The organism is Duganella sp. 1224 (assembly GCF_013408245.1).
Classification (GTDB): Bacteria; Pseudomonadota; Gammaproteobacteria; order Burkholderiales; family Burkholderiaceae_D; genus Rugamonas.
Genome location: NZ_JACBYS010000001.1, coordinates 613,205 through 628,679 on the forward strand (window position 1 = coordinate 613,205; position 15,475 = coordinate 628,679).

13 protein-coding genes and 6 tRNA genes are annotated in these 15,475 nt (G+C 61.2%); 13 read left to right on the plus strand and 6 right to left on the minus strand.

The window, feature by feature from the left end; genetic code table 11:
- Positions 1 to 7 precede the first annotated feature (7 nt).
- The 12 genes from pdxJ to FHW58_RS02910 all read left to right on the plus strand — a co-directional run bounded on the left by pdxJ (position 8) and on the right by FHW58_RS02910 (position 8,877).
- Positions 8 to 772 carry a pyridoxine 5'-phosphate synthase gene (pdxJ, locus tag FHW58_RS02855; RefSeq protein ID WP_179671558.1) on the plus strand — a complete coding sequence of 255 codons (765 nt, stop codon included), beginning with the start codon at positions 8 to 10 and terminating at the stop codon, positions 770 to 772.
- Positions 769 to 1,164: a holo-ACP synthase gene (acpS, locus tag FHW58_RS02860; RefSeq protein WP_179671559.1), complete on the plus strand. Its 396-nt coding sequence runs from the start codon at positions 769 to 771 to the stop codon at positions 1,162 to 1,164. Before pdxJ ends, acpS begins: the two co-directional genes overlap by 4 nt.
- Positions 1,161 to 3,014 (plus strand): excinuclease ABC subunit UvrC, encoded by a 1,854-nt coding sequence (uvrC, locus tag FHW58_RS02865; RefSeq protein WP_179671560.1) that lies wholly within the window; start codon positions 1,161 to 1,163, stop codon positions 3,012 to 3,014. The genes acpS and uvrC overlap by 4 nt, the downstream gene beginning before the upstream one ends.
- A gap of 97 nt (positions 3,015 to 3,111) precedes the next feature.
- Complete coding sequence (pgsA, locus tag FHW58_RS02870; RefSeq protein WP_179671561.1) at positions 3,112 to 3,693, plus strand: CDP-diacylglycerol--glycerol-3-phosphate 3-phosphatidyltransferase; 582 nt, start codon at positions 3,112 to 3,114, stop codon at positions 3,691 to 3,693.
- An 86-nt stretch (positions 3,694 to 3,779) separates the two neighbouring features.
- Positions 3,780 to 3,855: transfer RNA gene (locus FHW58_RS02875), tRNA-Gly, on the plus strand.
- A 72-nt stretch (positions 3,856 to 3,927) separates the two neighbouring features.
- Positions 3,928 to 4,003 (plus strand) — tRNA-Gly (locus FHW58_RS02880).
- 46 nt (positions 4,004 to 4,049) lie between these two features.
- Positions 4,050 to 4,125: transfer RNA gene (locus FHW58_RS02885), tRNA-Gly, on the plus strand.
- A gap of 55 nt (positions 4,126 to 4,180) precedes the next feature.
- Positions 4,181 to 4,254 (plus strand) — tRNA-Cys (locus tag FHW58_RS02890).
- 9 nt (positions 4,255 to 4,263) lie between these two features.
- Positions 4,264 to 4,339, plus strand: a tRNA-Gly gene (locus tag FHW58_RS02895).
- A 171-nt stretch (positions 4,340 to 4,510) separates the two neighbouring features.
- A complete protein-coding gene (locus FHW58_RS02900; protein ID WP_179671562.1) occupies positions 4,511 to 7,492 on the plus strand; it encodes a glycosyl hydrolase 115 family protein in 2,982 nt (993 codons plus the stop codon).
- A 338-nt stretch (positions 7,493 to 7,830) separates the two neighbouring features.
- Positions 7,831 to 7,906: transfer RNA gene (locus tag FHW58_RS02905), tRNA-Gly, on the plus strand.
- 407 nt (positions 7,907 to 8,313) lie between these two features.
- A complete protein-coding gene (locus FHW58_RS02910; protein ID WP_179671563.1) occupies positions 8,314 to 8,877 on the plus strand; it encodes an imm11 family protein in 564 nt (187 codons plus the stop codon).
- A 277-nt stretch (positions 8,878 to 9,154) separates the two neighbouring features.
- On the opposite strand, the gene FHW58_RS02915 is transcribed toward FHW58_RS02910, so the two are convergent.
- Entirely contained in the window at positions 9,155 to 9,502 is a 348-nt protein-coding gene (locus tag FHW58_RS02915) for a hypothetical protein (RefSeq protein WP_179671564.1), read from the minus strand.
- A gap of 446 nt (positions 9,503 to 9,948) precedes the next feature.
- On the opposite strand from FHW58_RS02915, the gene mqo reads away from it, so the two are divergent.
- Positions 9,949 to 11,658 carry a malate dehydrogenase (quinone) gene (gene mqo / locus FHW58_RS02920; protein ID WP_179671565.1) on the plus strand — a complete coding sequence of 570 codons (1,710 nt, stop codon included), beginning with the start codon at positions 9,949 to 9,951 and terminating at the stop codon, positions 11,656 to 11,658.
- A 135-nt stretch (positions 11,659 to 11,793) separates the two neighbouring features.
- On the opposite strand, the gene FHW58_RS02925 is transcribed toward mqo, so the two are convergent.
- From FHW58_RS02925 to FHW58_RS02945, 5 genes are all read right to left on the minus strand, one after another.
- Positions 11,794 to 12,507: an SDR family oxidoreductase gene (locus FHW58_RS02925; RefSeq protein WP_179671566.1), complete on the minus strand. Its 714-nt coding sequence runs from the start codon at positions 12,505 to 12,507 to the stop codon at positions 11,794 to 11,796.
- A gap of 38 nt (positions 12,508 to 12,545) precedes the next feature.
- Positions 12,546 to 13,139 carry a response regulator transcription factor gene (locus tag FHW58_RS02930; protein WP_229265028.1) on the minus strand — a complete coding sequence of 198 codons (594 nt, stop codon included), beginning with the start codon at positions 13,137 to 13,139 and terminating at the stop codon, positions 12,546 to 12,548.
- A gap of 104 nt (positions 13,140 to 13,243) precedes the next feature.
- Positions 13,244 to 13,852, minus strand: coding sequence for a response regulator transcription factor (locus tag FHW58_RS02935; RefSeq protein ID WP_179671567.1), 609 nt, complete (start codon positions 13,850 to 13,852; stop codon positions 13,244 to 13,246).
- Positions 13,853 to 13,868: 16 nt separating this feature from the next.
- Positions 13,869 to 14,720: an alpha/beta fold hydrolase gene (locus FHW58_RS02940; RefSeq protein WP_179671568.1), complete on the minus strand. Its 852-nt coding sequence runs from the start codon at positions 14,718 to 14,720 to the stop codon at positions 13,869 to 13,871.
- Positions 14,721 to 14,730: 10 nt separating this feature from the next.
- Positions 14,731 to 15,351, minus strand: a complete 621-nt coding sequence (locus FHW58_RS02945; protein WP_179671569.1) for an isochorismatase family cysteine hydrolase — start codon at positions 15,349 to 15,351, stop codon at positions 14,731 to 14,733.
- Between the last annotated feature and the right edge of the window lie 124 nt (positions 15,352 to 15,475).

Consider the following 15,475-nt stretch of genomic DNA (forward strand, 5'->3'; position numbering starts at 1 on the left):
AACAACAATGAGCTTCCTGCAACCATCCGGCACCATCATCGACCTGGGCGTGAACATCGACCACGTCGCCACCTTGCGCAACGCGCGCGGCACCCGTTACCCGGACCCGATCCGCGCCGCGCTGCTGGCCGAGCAGGCTGGCGCCGACTGCATCACGCTGCACCTGCGCGAAGACCGCCGCCACATCAAGGACGCCGACGTCATCGCGCTGGCGCCGCAGCTGATCACCCGCATGAACCTGGAAGCCGCCGTCACGCAAGAGATGATCGACTTCGCCTGCAAGATCAAGCCGGCCGACGTTTGCCTGGTGCCGGAAAAGCGCACCGAAGTCACCACCGAGGGCGGCCTCGATGTGGTCGGCCACTACAACGCCGTCGAGCGCGCGGTGAAGCAGCTGCAGGCCGAAGGCATCCGCGTGTCGCTGTTCATCGACGCCGAAGAGGCGCAGATGGACGCCACCGCCGCCATCGGCGCGCCGGTGATCGAACTGCACACCGGCCGTTACGCCGACACCGAAGGCGCCGAGCAGGCAGCCGAGCTGGAACGCATCCACCGCGGCGTGCTGTATGGCGTGGGCAAAGGGCTGAAGGTCAACGCCGGCCACGGCCTGCACTACACCAACGTGCAGGCGATTGCCGCCATTCCGGAAATCGCCGAACTGAATATCGGCCACGCCATCGTCGCCCACGCGGTGTTCGTCGGCTGGGAGAATGCCGTGCGCGAGATGAAGGCCATCATGGTCTCGACCCGCATTGGCCGGGGCGCGTCATGATTTACGGGATCGGCACCGACATCTGCAAAATCCCGCGCATCGAAGCGGCGCTGGCGCGCCATGGCGACCGTTTTGCGAAGAAGATCCTCGGGCCGCAGGAGTTTGAGAAGTATTTGGCGCGCAAGGCCAAGCATCCGGTGCGCGGCATCCGCTTCGTGGCCACGCGCTTCGCCGCCAAGGAAGCGTTCTCCAAGGCCATCGGCCTGGGCATGCGCATGCCGATGACCTGGCCCGCCGCGCAGATGCTGAATCATCCGAGCGGCAAGCCGATGATCGTCTGCAGCGGCGTGCTGAAAGAATTCATGGAAAAGAACAAGCTGTCGGCCCAGGTGACCGTCAGCGACGAAGAAGACTACGCGGTCGCCTTCGTCATCGTGGAGCAGGAAAAGTGACTGAAGAAGTAAGCGATCCGCGCGAAAAAGTATTAGCCACCGTCGCCAAGCTGCCCAACCTGCCGGGCGTGTACCGGTACTTCGACGCCGAGGACAAAGTCCTCTACGTCGGCAAGGCGCGCGACCTCAAAAAGCGCGTGTCCAGCTACTTCCAGAAAAACCTGGCCAGCCCGCGCATCGCCATGATGGTCGAGCGCATCGCCCGGCTCGAAACCACCGTCACGCACAGCGAGGCCGAAGCGCTGATCCTCGAGAATAACCTGATCAAGGCCCTGAGCCCGCGCTACAACATCCTGTTCCGCGACGATAAGTCCTACCCCTACCTGAAGATCACCGGCGGCGACGCCCCGCGCATGGTCTACTACCGCGGCGCGGTGGACAAGAAGAACCAGTACTTCGGACCCTTCCCCAGTTCGTGGGCGGTCAAGGAATCGATGCAGATCCTGCAGAAGGTATTCCAGATCCGCACCTGCGAGGAAAGCGTCTACGCCAACCGCACGCGCCCCTGCCTGCTGCACCAGATCGGCCGCTGCAGCGCGCCGTGCGTCGACCTGATCTCCAGGGAAGACTACCAGCTCGACGTGGACAACGCCGCGCGCTTCCTGCGCGGGCGCCAGTCCGAAGTGCTGGAAGACCTGGAAAAGAAAATGCACGCCTACGCGGCCGACCTCAAATTTGAGCAGGCGGCGTCGGTGCGCAACCAGATCCAGTCGCTGTCGCGCGTGCTGCACCAGCAAAGCATGGAAACCACCGGCGACGCCGATGTCGACATCATCGCCGTGCTGGTGCAGGGCGGCCGCGCGTGCGTCAACCTGGCCATGGTGCGCGGCGGCCGCCACCTCGGCGACCGCGCCTACTTCCCGACCCACGTCAGCGATGCCGAGGCGATTGCCGAAGAGTCGATCGAAGTCGAAGTGCTGGCCGCCTTCCTGGCCCAGCACTACGCCGACAAATTCATCCCCGGCACGCTGATCCTGAACATCGAATTCAACCACCCGGCGCTGATCCAGGCCTTGCAGGAGCAGTGCGGCCACCGCATCAACCTGATCTTCCAGCCGCAGGACCAGCGCCGCAAGTGGCTGGAACTGGCGCAGAAGGGCGCCGAGATCTCGCTGGCGCGGCTGCTGTCGGAGCAGGGCTCGCAGCAATCGCGCACGCGCGCGCTGGTCGAAGCCTTGCAGCTGGAAGTGGAAGACATCGACACGCTGCGCGTCGAATGCTTCGACATCTCGCACACGCAAGGCGAGGCGACGCAGGCCTCGTGCGTGGTGTTCCATCACCACCAGATGCAGAATGGCGAATACCGCCGCTACAACATCAACGACATCACGCCGGGCGACGACTACGCCGCCATGCGCCAGGTACTGTGCCGCCGCTACGAGAAGGTGGCCAATGGCGATGGCGTGATGCCGGACGTGGTGCTGATCGACGGCGGCAAGGGCCAGATCGAAATGGCGCGCCAGGTGTTCGCCGAACTGGGACTGGACATCAGCCTGATCGTCGGCGTGGCCAAGGGGGAAGGGCGGCGCGTGGGCCTGGAGACGCTGATGTTCGTCGACGGCCGGCCGCCGCAGGAACTGGGCAAGGAATCGGCGGCGCTGATGCTGGTGGCGCAGATCCGCGACGAGGCGCACCGCTTCGCCATCACCGGCATGCGCGCCAAGCGCGCCAAGACGCGCCAGACCTCGCGGCTGGAAGAGATCGAAGGCATCGGCGCCAAGCGCCGCCAGCGCCTGCTGGCCCGCTTCGGCGGCCTGCGCGGCGTGATGAACGCCAGCGTCGAGGATCTGAAAACAGTTGAAGGCATCTCCAGCGCGCTGGCCGAGGAAATCTACAAGCAGCTGCACTGAGCGGGCGACAATTGCTGCGGTGCTGGTTTAATGCGCGGTGTCAAGGTAGACTAACGGCGCATTACAAAATTTCACGGCCGCACATCACTTTTAGCTTATGCCCTTCAATATTCCGATTCTGTTGACCTGGTTGCGCGTTGCGCTGATTCCGCTGGTGGTGGGCGTCTACTACCTCCCCACCACCGTGCTGCCGGTGGCGGACCAGAACCTGGCGGCCACGCTGGTGTTCATCATCGCCGCCGTCACCGACTGGTTCGACGGATTCCTGGCGCGCCGCTGGAACCAGACCTCGGCCTTCGGCGCCTTTCTCGACCCGGTGGCGGACAAGCTGATGGTGGCCGGCGCCTTGCTGGTGCTGGTGCAGCTGGACCGCGCCAACGCCGTCATGTCCTTCATCATCATCGGCCGCGAGATCGCCATCTCGGCGCTGCGCGAATGGATGGCGCAGATCGGCGCGTCCAAATCGGTGGCGGTCAGCTCGCTGGGCAAGATCAAGACCACGGCGCAGATGACCGCCATTCCGCTGCTGCTGTTCCACGACGTGCTGTGGGGCGCGCTGGACAGCCAGTTCTGGGGCGCGCGCCTGCTGGAAGTGGCGGCGGTGCTGACCGTGTGGTCGATGTTCTACTACCTGCGCCTGGCGTGGCCGCTGATCAAGGAAAAATCCGGCCAACTCTAATCGTATAAACAATATTTACATTCAGCATTGACAGACGCCGTAGAACCTCTATAATGCTGGCCTGTTGTTGATGACGACGAAGCAAAGCGGGAGTAGCTCAGTTGGTAGAGCGCAACCTTGCCAAGGTTGAGGTCGAGAGTTCGAGACTCTTCTCCCGCTCCAGCATCGGCGAAGTCAGTAACAAGTAGTACTAGCAAAAACAACAGTCACCTGTTATGATGCTGGACTCGAAATGCGGGAGTAGCTCAGTTGGTAGAGCGCAACCTTGCCAAGGTTGAGGTCGAGAGTTCGAGACTCTTCTCCCGCTCCAGTTTCTGCGGAAACGAGCACTGTAGTAAAAACGTAACAAACTCCATGCGGGAGTAGCTCAGTTGGTAGAGCGCAACCTTGCCAAGGTTGAGGTCGAGAGTTCGAGACTCTTCTCCCGCTCCAGAATTTCGGATGGCAGCGCATAACCAGCTGTTATCTCGTAGTAAATGTTTCCTCTGGCGAGGTAGCAAAGCGGTTATGCAGCGGCCTGCAAAGCCGTCTAGGTCGGTTCGACTCCGATCCTCGCCTCCAAAGCTCCATGCGGGAGTAGCTCAGTTGGTAGAGCGCAACCTTGCCAAGGTTGAGGTCGAGAGTTCGAGACTCTTCTCCCGCTCCAAAAATGCAAAAAGGCAGCCCGGTGGGCTGCCTTTTTGCATTTGCGGCGGCGCGTCCAAGCCAACATTTGCACCAGTGGTTGATGTAGGCCCGCACTGTAGACTAAAATGATTGCGCAATCATAAATACAAACAGGATGTTAGCTAACCTTCCTGTCACAAACGGAGACGCGATGACTTTCCAATTTCGCCTGCGGATTTTGCTGTGCGCATTACAACCGTCCAGGCGACTGGCGACAAGCGCCCATTTGGCGTTGGCAATCGTACTGGGCGCGAGCAGCGCAGGCGCCCAGGCAATCGATACTGAAAGGTTCGTGAGAGTCGATCAAACCGACGGTGTGCTCATTGCCGCGCCTGGTGTCGCAGCTACGATCGTGCTAGGTAGAGATGAACATGAAGGCGTGCTGCGTGCTGCGCGCGACCTGCAGCGCGATATCGGTAGCGTTACCGGCACTACGCCCAAGGCCGTAACTGGCGATGCCCCCGTTGAATCAGATCTCATAATTGCTGGCACGCTAGGTCGAAATCCGCTGATCGACCAATTGGCAAAGCAGGGCAAACTAGATACAGCCCAATTGGTCGGTCAGTGGGAAGGCTTTCTCATCCAGGTGGTGCGCAACCCGTTGCCCGGTGTGAAACGTGCCCTGGTGATTGCTGGCAGCGACAAACGCGGCACAATTTACGGCATCTACACCCTGTCAGAGCAAATCGGTGTGTCGCCGTGGTACTGGTGGGCCGATGTTCCGATAAAGAAGCATAGCCTGCTCAGCGTGCCGCTCACCACCCGGATCTTCGAGAAACCGACCGTCCAGTACCGCGGTATTTTCCTCAACGATGAAGCGCCGGCGCTAACCAACTGGGCCAAGGAGCGTTTTGGCGGGTTTAACCATGAGTTCTACGAACGCTTGTTTGAGTTAATGCTGCGCATGCGCGCCAACTACCTGTGGCCTGCGATGTGGTACTCCGCGTTTTACGATGACGACAAGGCAAACGGCCCGCTGGCCGACCGCATGGGCATTGTCATGGGCACTTCGCATCATGAACCGATGATGCGTTCGCAGCAGGAATGGCACCGTTACGGCAAAGGGCCTTGGGATTACCAGCATAATCGTGATGGCCTGCGCGCGTTTTGGGCAGGTGGGCTGCGCAACACGCGCGATCAAGAAAAAGTGATCACCATGGCGATGCGTGGCGACGGTGACGAACCGATGTCGGAAGACGCCAACGTCGAGCTGCTGCAAAACATTGTGTCCGATCAGCGCGCGCTGATCCGCCAGGAACTCGGCAAGGAACCGCAGCAGGTGCCTCAGCTGTGGGCGCTGTATAAGGAGGTGCAGGACTACTACCAAAAAGGCATGCGCGTTCCGGATGACATGCTGCTGTTGTGGTGCGATGATAACTGGGGCAATATCCGCCGCCTGCCAACCGAAGAGGAACGCAAGCGCAGCGGCGGCGCCGGCGTTTACTATCACTTCGACTATGTTGGCGTGCCACGCTCATACAAATGGTTGAATGTGACCCAGGTGAGCAAGATCTGGGAGCAGATGAACCTGGCCAACGCGTATGGTGCCAATCGTCTGTGGGTGGTAAATGTGGGGGACCTGAAGCCGATGGAGGTGCCCACCGAATTCTTCATGGCCTATGCATGGAATCCATCAGCCTGGCCGGCCGAGCGCCTGCCGCAATACCTGCACCAGTGGGCCGAGCGCGAGTTCGGCGCCGATCATGCTGCCGACATCGCGACGATTGTCGATCGCTACACGCGCTACAATGCCCGGCGCCGACCGGAGCAACTGGAGCCGGACACCTTCAGCCTGACCAATTACAACGAGGCAGAGCGCGTTGTTGCCGACTACAATGCGCTTGGCGAGCAGGCTAGCCGCATTGGTCGGCAATTGCCGCCTGTTGCGCGCGACGCCTACTACCAGCTCGTGGAGTATCCCGTGCTGGCGTCGGCGAACGCGCTGGAGATGTACGTGTCGACCGGCTTCAACCGGCTTTACGCAAAGCAGGGCCGCGCAAGCACCAACGATATGGCGGCGCGTGTCCGTAGCCTGTTTGCACGTGACGCCGAACTGACCAAACGCTATCAGCAGGAAATCAGCGGCGGCAAGTGGAATCACATGATGTCCCAGACGCGCTTCGGCTATACCAATTGGGATCAGCCCTATCGCGACGTCATGCCGGCGGTGTCGGAGTTGCGCGTGCCGGAAGGTGATCAGCTGGCGGCACCGAATGGCATCCATCCGTCTGATTTGATGGGCTTGGCGGTTGAGGGCGATCCGGTGGCCTTTCCAGTATTCCCGATCCACAAGCTGGCGTTGCCGGCATTTGACTCGGTGGACAAAAAGCGCCACTTCATTGAGATATTCAGCCGTGGCGGCCCAGCCTTCGATTACAGTATCGCCGCTAGCCACCCATGGCTGCGCATCAGTCAGCCGACTGGCAGCGTGAACAAGGAACAGCGCATCTGGATCGACCTGGACTGGCAAGCGGTCCCTGCCGGCACGACACAAGCGGAGCTGACCATCAGTGGTCCCAGCCAGGCCAAGGTCGTGGTCCGGGTGCCTGTATATCATCGGCCGTCAGCTGAACTGGCATCGGTTTACGGGCACATCGAGAACGACGGCGTGGTTGCAATCGAAGCTGAACACTATAGCCGTGCGCACGTGGCACCGGGCCGCAAATGGCAAATTATTCCCGGCTACGGCCACACACTATCAGGCGTGACCACCGCGCCAGCCCTTGCCCCTGCGCTGTCGGTGGAGGACGGCATGCGTCTGGAATATGACGTCTACCTGTTCAGCAGCGGCGCGTTGGCGGTCGAAACCGTGCTTGGCCCGACGCTAAAGTTCCAGCCAGGGAAAGGGTTCCGCTACGCGATGGCGATAGATGATGAAGCTCCGCAGATCGTTAATGTTCACGCTGACGTCTCCGAGACGTACTGGCGTAAGCTGGTGTCTGACGGTGTGGCAAAATTCGTGACCAAACACCGCGTTGAGCGCCCCGGCAAGCACACTGTCAAATTCTGGGCATTGGACCCAGGCCTGGTGTTGCAGCGCGTGGTAGTGGATGCTGGCGGATTGAAGCCTAGCTACCTCGGCCCTCCGGAAAGCCCCGATATCCCATCAAAGGTATCGAATTCGGTGAAGTGAAACTGCTAAGGCAAACGCCTTTACTTTGTGGTTCGCTCAAAATGGAAGCATAAACCGATGCTTCGCTGGGTAAAGCGGCGGCACGCGTTTCACCCGGCGAAGGCCGGCTTCGGGCGCTCGCGGGCTTAGGGGAGGGGCGACATCGTTGCACGGCTGCCGTTATGAGACAAACACAGGCATTTATTGCTTCGGTTTGACGGCGCTCAGAGCGGCGCAAAATAACAGTTTGGTGCGGTGTAAAGGCGGTATGGCTGTAAGTCTTTGATTTTAGGATGGAATATGGCCTGCAAAGCCGTCTAGGTCGGTTCGACTCCTATCCGCGCCTCCAAGGCTCCTCAGCGTGAGTAGCTCAGTTGGTAGAGCGCAACCTTGCCAAGGTTGAGGTCGACAGTTCGAGACTCTTCTCCCGCTCCAAAATGTAAAAGGGCAGCCCAGTTATCCGGGCTACCCTTTTGGCTTTGGGACCTGTACGACTCTCAAACTTGGACTGTCAGCGAGGTGGTGGGACTGCTCGTCGTCCAATCGCGGGGGCGCCGTCTACGGTATATCGTATCGTAATCACTTCGCCGTCCTGGTAATTGATGTGGCCTTGGTCGAGCGGAAGGAATTTTTGTAGCTGCGGAGTGTCTAGTTGGACGGTGGCGATTCACAGGAGATTACGGGCCGCATCCGGAGGATTATCATGAAGATGTATATAGGTATCTCCAAGCGGCCGCTGATGGATTTGATGGGCCGAATATAATGTAATATTGAGGTGTTCAATGGGGACTTAGTCGTGAGCTTGAGACTCGAGGTTTGCGTCTTAATAAGATGATTACGAAATGACCAAATATTACGAATGGTATTTTAATCAAACTGTTGATAGAGGGTGGTTTTTAGCAGAACCCGAAGACAGTTTTGGTACCGTAATTTCGCCTTGGAAATTCAAATCTTGCGAACCATTATCGCCTTTTTTGGATGACTTGTCGGCCCGAGTTCTAAGGTCAGGTGAGGTTACTGGTGTTGCGTTTGGTGCATTCGATCTTATCTACGCGATGAGGGAGTGGGCGGACATTCTTCAAGAAATCGGACGTGCTGATATTGAACTTATCCCGGTAAAGGTGGTGGGTACAGAGGTAGTGATATCACTCGTTAATGTCATTCGTGAAATTAGGTGTATTGACGAAGAGCGTTCAGAGTTTTCAAAATGGGAGTTGGATAGTATTCGTCCTGATAAAGTGGGAGAATTTAAGGTGATAACCAAGATGGTTATCGATACCTCACTCGTTTGTGGAGCGCATATCTTCCGTCCTTCGGGGTATCATCTCAGCGTAATAGTTTCGGAGCAATTAAAGCATAGAATTGAAGAACTTGGATCGGGCTATACCACCTTTCGCCCTGTATGAATTTTCAAAAGCGACAGTCCATTTGTGAGCAAGAAATATGCATCTCACGATCTGCGTGACCTCAGAGATCGGGTGACATCAATCTCTCATAACTCAGCGCTTTCAATTCCACGTGGATCTGTTTCAAACTTCCCCACTGCTGGCGCGGCTTGCTCGACTCGGCCCGAGCCGTTTGGCAATCTCCCGTAGGAAATGATTACTAGTTGGTATCAGTTGGCGCTGCAATGGGATTAGTTCATATTAGGTTGATACTTCACACGCATTTTGTCTGCATGCCTCACAGATGATTTAGGTATAGGCTAGCGCTAGGTTGCTGCGCGGCACGCAGTGCCAATGTGCTGCCCGGAAGGCATAATTGCGCGACTAGAACAGTCAGCACATCGCCCATGGCGGGTGCCATCGCTCTGTTCACGGCTAGCTCCCGAAAATTCGCCCCCTTATTCACCACGCCTGTGATACTGTCAACCATGCGCTGCATGGCGTCGCCGGCTTTTGCCACGAGCAAGCCGCCTTGCTGCAAGTGAGCCGACGAGTCGCCGACCAGCGGCTTGATTTCCTTGGTCGCTGCGGCCGAATGCTGCGCCAGACGGCGCACTTCTTTGGCAACCTGACCGCCTTCTTGCACGGAGCCGAGCGCTTCACTGGCGAACCGGCGCGCTTGCTGTGCGTTGTCAACGTTATGCTTGGGATGGCGCTCGTTAATCAGCGAGAGACGGTTTACTCAAGCGCGGGCCTGCCGCTCGGCTCGTTCCGACAGGTTCATATTTGCCACCGGCAATTTCGCTGGGCGCGACCTGAATGGGGGGGCATCTCCCGTTTGCATTCTACGCGTCTTAACGTTTCGGTTAACCACAATGGCTCAGCCGTGACGCCTCAATTAAGATAGCTACAGAGACAATATCATGCTCATATTTAGGGCATGCAGCAACCACTTCTGCCACCGCCGCGCGCTTGCGCGCTCTGCCAGGCCGCCGTCGCCGCCTCAGGTCATCAGATCCCAAAAACAGCATTCATAGCTGCGCACACCGAGGCTGGGGTCGGCTATTTTTTATTTGTTAAAGGATGAGTTCCATGAGTCAAACGAACAACAATAACGTCGCCAAGCGCGGGCGTTTCTCGCGTCGCCAGTTCATCGGCGCGGCGGTCGGCGCCGCTGCCGTGTGGGGTGGCTATTCGGTGTTCTTCGGCGGTCAGTTCCGTGCCGACAAGGCCGACCGCAAGGTGGACGTGCTGCTGATCGGCGGCGGCATCATGAGCGCGACGCTGGGCGTCTACCTGGCCGAGCTGGAACCAGGCTGGACCTACGAGGTCTTCGAGCGCCTCGACAAGGTGGCGGAAGAAAGCTCCAACGGCTGGAACAACGCCGGCACCGGCCACTCGGCGCTGTGCGAGCTGAATTACACGCCGATGGACGACAAGGGCAAGGTGCAGATCGCCAAGGCGGTCGAGATCAACGAGAACTTCCAGATCTCGCGCCAGTTCTGGTCGCACCAGGTGCGCAAGGGCGTGCTGGGCAATCCGCGCGAATTCATCAACTCGACCCCGCACATGAACCTGGTCTTTGGCGAGGAAAACCGCGAGTTCATCCGCAAGCGCGTGGAGGCGCTGAAGGCGTCGCCGCTGTTTGCCGGCATGGAGATGACCACCGATCCGGTCAAGATCAAGCAGTGGATCCCGATCATGATGGAAGGCCGCAAGCCGGAAGACGTGGTCACCGCCACCCGCTCGCCGCTGGGCACCGACGTCAACCTGGGCGCCATCACGCGCCAGTTCTACCAGCATTTGCGCGACCGCGCCGGCGTCAAGATCTCTACCGGCTACGAGGTGCGCTCGATTACCCGCAACGGCGACGGTTCGTGGCGCGTGTCGGCGTTCGACATCCAGGACAAGTCGAAGATCCAGACGGTGGACGCGCGCCACATCTTCATCGGCGCCGGCGGCGCGGCACTGCCGCTGCTGCAACTGTCGGGCATTCCGGAAGCCAAGCAGTATGGCGGCTTCCCGGTCGGCGGCGAATTCCTGGTGACCGATAATCCGGCCATCACGTCGCGCCACCTGGCCAAGGTCTACGGCCTGGCTGACACCGGCTCGCCGCCGATGTCGGTGCCGCACCTGGACACCCGCGTGTTGGATGGCAAGACGGTGCTGCTGTTCGGTCCATTCGCCACGTGGTCGAGCAAGTTCCTGAAGAACGGCTCCTACTTCGATATCGCCAAGGCCACCACGCCGTCCAACATCATTCCGCAACTGCAGGTCGGCATGCACGAGTTCGCACTGGTCAAGTACCTGGCGCAGCAGCTGGAACTGTCCAAGGAAGAGAAGATGGCCGCGCTGCGCCATTACATGCCGGAGGCCAAGGACGAGGACTGGCGCCTGTGGCAGGCCGGCCAGCGTGTGCAGATCATCAAGAACGTGCCGGGTCAGGGCGGCGTGCTGAAGCTGGGCACCGAGGTGGTGGTGTCGGCGGACCGTTCGGTGTCGGCGCTGCTGGGCGCCTCGCCGGGCGGCTCGACCTCGCCGGCGATCATGCTGTCGCTGCTGGAAAAGGTGTTCGCGGACCGTATCAAGACGCCCGCCTGGCAGAGCAAGATCCGCGAGATCGTGCCGTCCTACGGCAAAAAGCTCAACGAGCACCCGGATCTGCTGGCGGCCGAATGGGCGGCCACCGCCGAAACGCTGCAACTGGCGATCGCCTCGCCAAGCCTGGACGGCTTTGCGCCGGCGGCGGCTCCGGCCGGCGAGCCGGGTGTGGTGAAGAAGGTACCGGATATCGCGCTGTAACGCGGCGCGGCGGTGGTGTTCATAGTTCGCGATTGTTCTGTTGACCCCAGCCGCGCACGGCGGCACGCTGGGGTCTGACCCGTACGGGGTCAGACCCCGACCTTCCGGGGTGGGCGACAACGCTCCATCGGCGGCTTACCTGATGTCTGGCGGCGCCAGGTAGACGGCGCTGGCGGTGCCGAGGCTGGCCTTGACGGCTCTGGAAACATCGTCGATCAGGATCTCTTCCAGCCCGGCTTCAATGCCATCCAGCGCGCTGTTGACCACCGACTCCACCGTCAGCTTGGTTACCTGCAGGTCCTTGGTCAGATCGGTGTCGATGAAGCCGACGTGCATGCCGCTGACCAGCACCTCGGTCTCTTTCAGCTCCACCCGCAGCGCGTTGGTGAAGCTCCATTCGGCCGACTTGGAGGCCGCATACGCCGCCAGCAGCGGCTTGGCGATCCATGACGCCACCGACAGCACGTTCAAGATCGCGCCCGGTCCATTGCGCAGCAGCGCTGGCGCGAACGCTTGCGTCACGCGCACCGTGCCGAAGTAATTGGTCTCGAACATGGCGCGCGCGTCCTCGGCGCCATCGGCGGACAGCACCGACTTTTCGTAACGCGCGATGCCGGCGTTATTCAGCAAAAACGTCACGTCCCCGCACTGCTCCGCCGCCGCCTTGATGCTGGTTGCATCATGCAGGTCGAGCCGGACCGGCGTCACGCCCGGTTCGCTGAATCCGGCTGTGTCGCGCATGCCGGCATAGACTTTCTTTGCGCCGCGCGCGACCAGCGCGCGCGCGAAGGCCAGGCCCAGGCCGCGATTGGCACCGGTCACCAGGACGATGGATTGGTCGATTTTCATGCTTGCCTCCTTAAACGGGCGTTGGAAAAATGGGCTGGTCAGTTGACCAGGCCGCGCTGGCTGGCCAGCACCACCGCGTGCGTGCGGGCGGTGGCGCCCAGCTTCTCGAAGACTCCCTTGACATGGGTCTTGACAGTGCCGAGGCCAATGCCCAGCTCGCGCGCGATATGCTTGTTGCAGCAGCCCTGGGCCAGCAGATTGAGCACCTGCTGTTCGCGGCCGGTCAGCATGGCGCGCTCGTAGCTGCGGGCGATGCTGCCGATCAGGGAAGGGTGGATGTGCGACACGCCGGCGTCGACCGCGCGCACTGCGTCGACCAGTTCGGCGCTGCCGCAGTCGTGCAGCAGGTAGCCGCGCGCGCCGGCCGACACGGCGGTGCGTACCTCCCACTCGCGGCAGCGGTGGGTCAGGATCAGCACGCGCGGGCCGTGCTCGTGCCCGGCGTCGCGCTGGCGCTCCAGGTGCGCCATGCCGGTGGCATAGTTCGCCACGATGACGTCCGGCGCCACGCCCATCGGGCTGGCGCTGACGCGCATGTCGCGGCAGGCGCCCAGTATCGCGATCAGCGCTGTTCGCACCAGCGGCGTGCGATGGTCGATCAGTACGTCTATCGTTCTGTTGCTGTCCATCATGACCACTCCTCTCCAGTACCAGGGTTCAGGGCAGTCCCCAGTGTAGTGACGGGGACGCGGGCAACGCGAGTAAATCTTTGCTAAGCCTTGCTAAGTGGCGCCGCTTATCTGGGCGCGCGCAGGCGCAGGTCGAGGATGCCGCGACTCAGCGCGATCAGCACCGCGTGCGTGCGGTCGTTCGCGTTCAGCTTGGCCATGACGTTTTTCATGTGGGCCTTGGCGGTGTCTTCCGAGATATTGAGTTCCAGGCCGATCTCGCGGTTGCCGCGCCCGGCCGCCGCCAGTTCCAGCACCTGGATTTCACGCCGGCTGAGCGTGTCGGGCGGGCTCTGGCGAGGAAGATGCGGCTGGCCCGCGTGGATCTGGCGCAGGCTGGCCACCAGCTCTTTGCGCAGCATGCTCTTCAACAGGTAGCCGGCGGCGCCGGCCCGCAGCGCGCGCTGCACCAGCGCGTCGCCCTCGTAGGTGGTCAGCACGATCACGCAGGCTTGGGGGAACTCGGCGCGGAGGGCGGCGATGACGTCGATGCCGTCCATGTCCGGCAGGCGCAGGTCCATCAGCACCACGTCTGGCCGCAGGTGCCGGTAGGCATCCATCGCCGCGCGGCCGCTGACGGCATCGCCCACCAGCCGCAGGCCGGGCTCGCGGCCGATCACGCTGGCCAGTCCTTCCAGGAACAGCGGATGGTCGTCGACCGCCAGAATATCGATCATCGTCGTGTGGGGAGCGTCACTTGCTGGTGTTGCGGACGAAGCTGGCGATGTATTCCGCCACCGCCAGCGGATGCTGGTGGTGCGGGCCATGGCCGGCGTGCGGGAAGGTCAGCAGTTGCGTGGTCGGCAGTTGCTGGTTGAGGGCGTACCAGTTTTCCACCGGGAAGATAATGTCGTGGTCGCCGCCCACGTGCAGAACCGGAATGGTGGTGGTTTTCAGCGCGTCCATCACGGCGTCTGCAGGGAACAGCGGGTTCTTCGGCGTGCTGCCCAGATTCTCGGCCGCCCACGCCAGCGGCACCGGCGGGCTGCGGCCTTCGGTACGTTGGGCGATGCGCGCGACCGAGCGGCGCGCCGCCGCCACGCTGGCCGGGGACGTCGGCTCGAAGAACAAAATGGTTTCGTCCTCCAGCGTGTATTCGGGAATCACCGCCGTGTCGTAGAACAGTTGCTCGGCCGGCTTGGCCAGGTGGCCGGGTGGCGTGGTGCCGATCAGCACCGCGTGGCTGATGCGCTGGCCATACACGGCCAGCGCGATCTGCGCTGCCATACCGCCCAGCGACCATCCGCTGATAACCACCTGGTCGAGGCCGAGCGCGTCGATCAGGTCGTAGGCGTCATTGGCCAAGGCGCCGGGATGCATCGACTTCTCGCCGCTGGACTGGCCGATGCCGCTGTAGTCGAAGGTGATCACACGCAAGCCATTGGCGGCCAGCGCGTCGAGAAAGGCCGGGTCCCAGACGTCCATGGTGCCGCGAAAGCGCGTGCACAGCACGATCGGATGGCCGTCGCCCAGCGAACGGTAGGCCAGCGTGCGGCCGCGAATGTCGACCTTCAGGTTGGGCGTGTTGATGGCGGTGATGGTCATCGCGGTTTCCTTATTGGAGGGCGTGCAGCAGCGCCGAGGTGGACAGGATGGCGCTGGCATAGGTGGGGCCGTTGATGTGGTGGGCGGCGTGCAGCGCCTCCTTGCTGAAGGCGGCGGTGGCGTCGCTGACCAGCGTCACGTGGTAGCCCAGCTCCATGGCGAACTTGGCGGTGGTTTCGATGCAGGTATTGGCCAGTAGCCCGATCAGGATGACCTTGCGCGCGCCGTGCTGGCGCAGCAGCACGTCCAGGTCGGTGTTGGCGAAGCCGCTGGAAGCCCAGTGTTCCTTGGCGATGACGTCGCCCGGCTGCGGCACGAAGTCCGGATGCCATTCGCCGCCCCAGCTGTCCCTGGCGAAGACTTGCAGCTTGGCGGCGCTTTGCTGGTAGGGCGTGGCGTGGTGCCAGTGTTCCAGGTCGCCCGGTTCGGCGCGGTGGTGCGGCACGTAAAACACGCGGATGCCGGCCGCGCGCGCGGCCGCCACCACCGCCTTCATGTTCGGCAGCAGGTTCTGCGCCTCGGCGCTTTCCTTGACTGGCGGCCACAGCTTGCCGCCTTCGCTGAGAAAATCGTTGTACGGGTCGACCAGCAGCAGGGCAGTGTCGGTCGAAAGATAGGGATGGCTGCTCATGGGGTTTTCCTCTCGTTGGCGTGGGTCGGACTGCGAGGAAAGTGTAGTCAGCCGCCATGGCTGGCCGCGAGTAAAACCTTGCTAAGTCTTGTTAATGCTTTATACGGCTTTATAACGATTTACT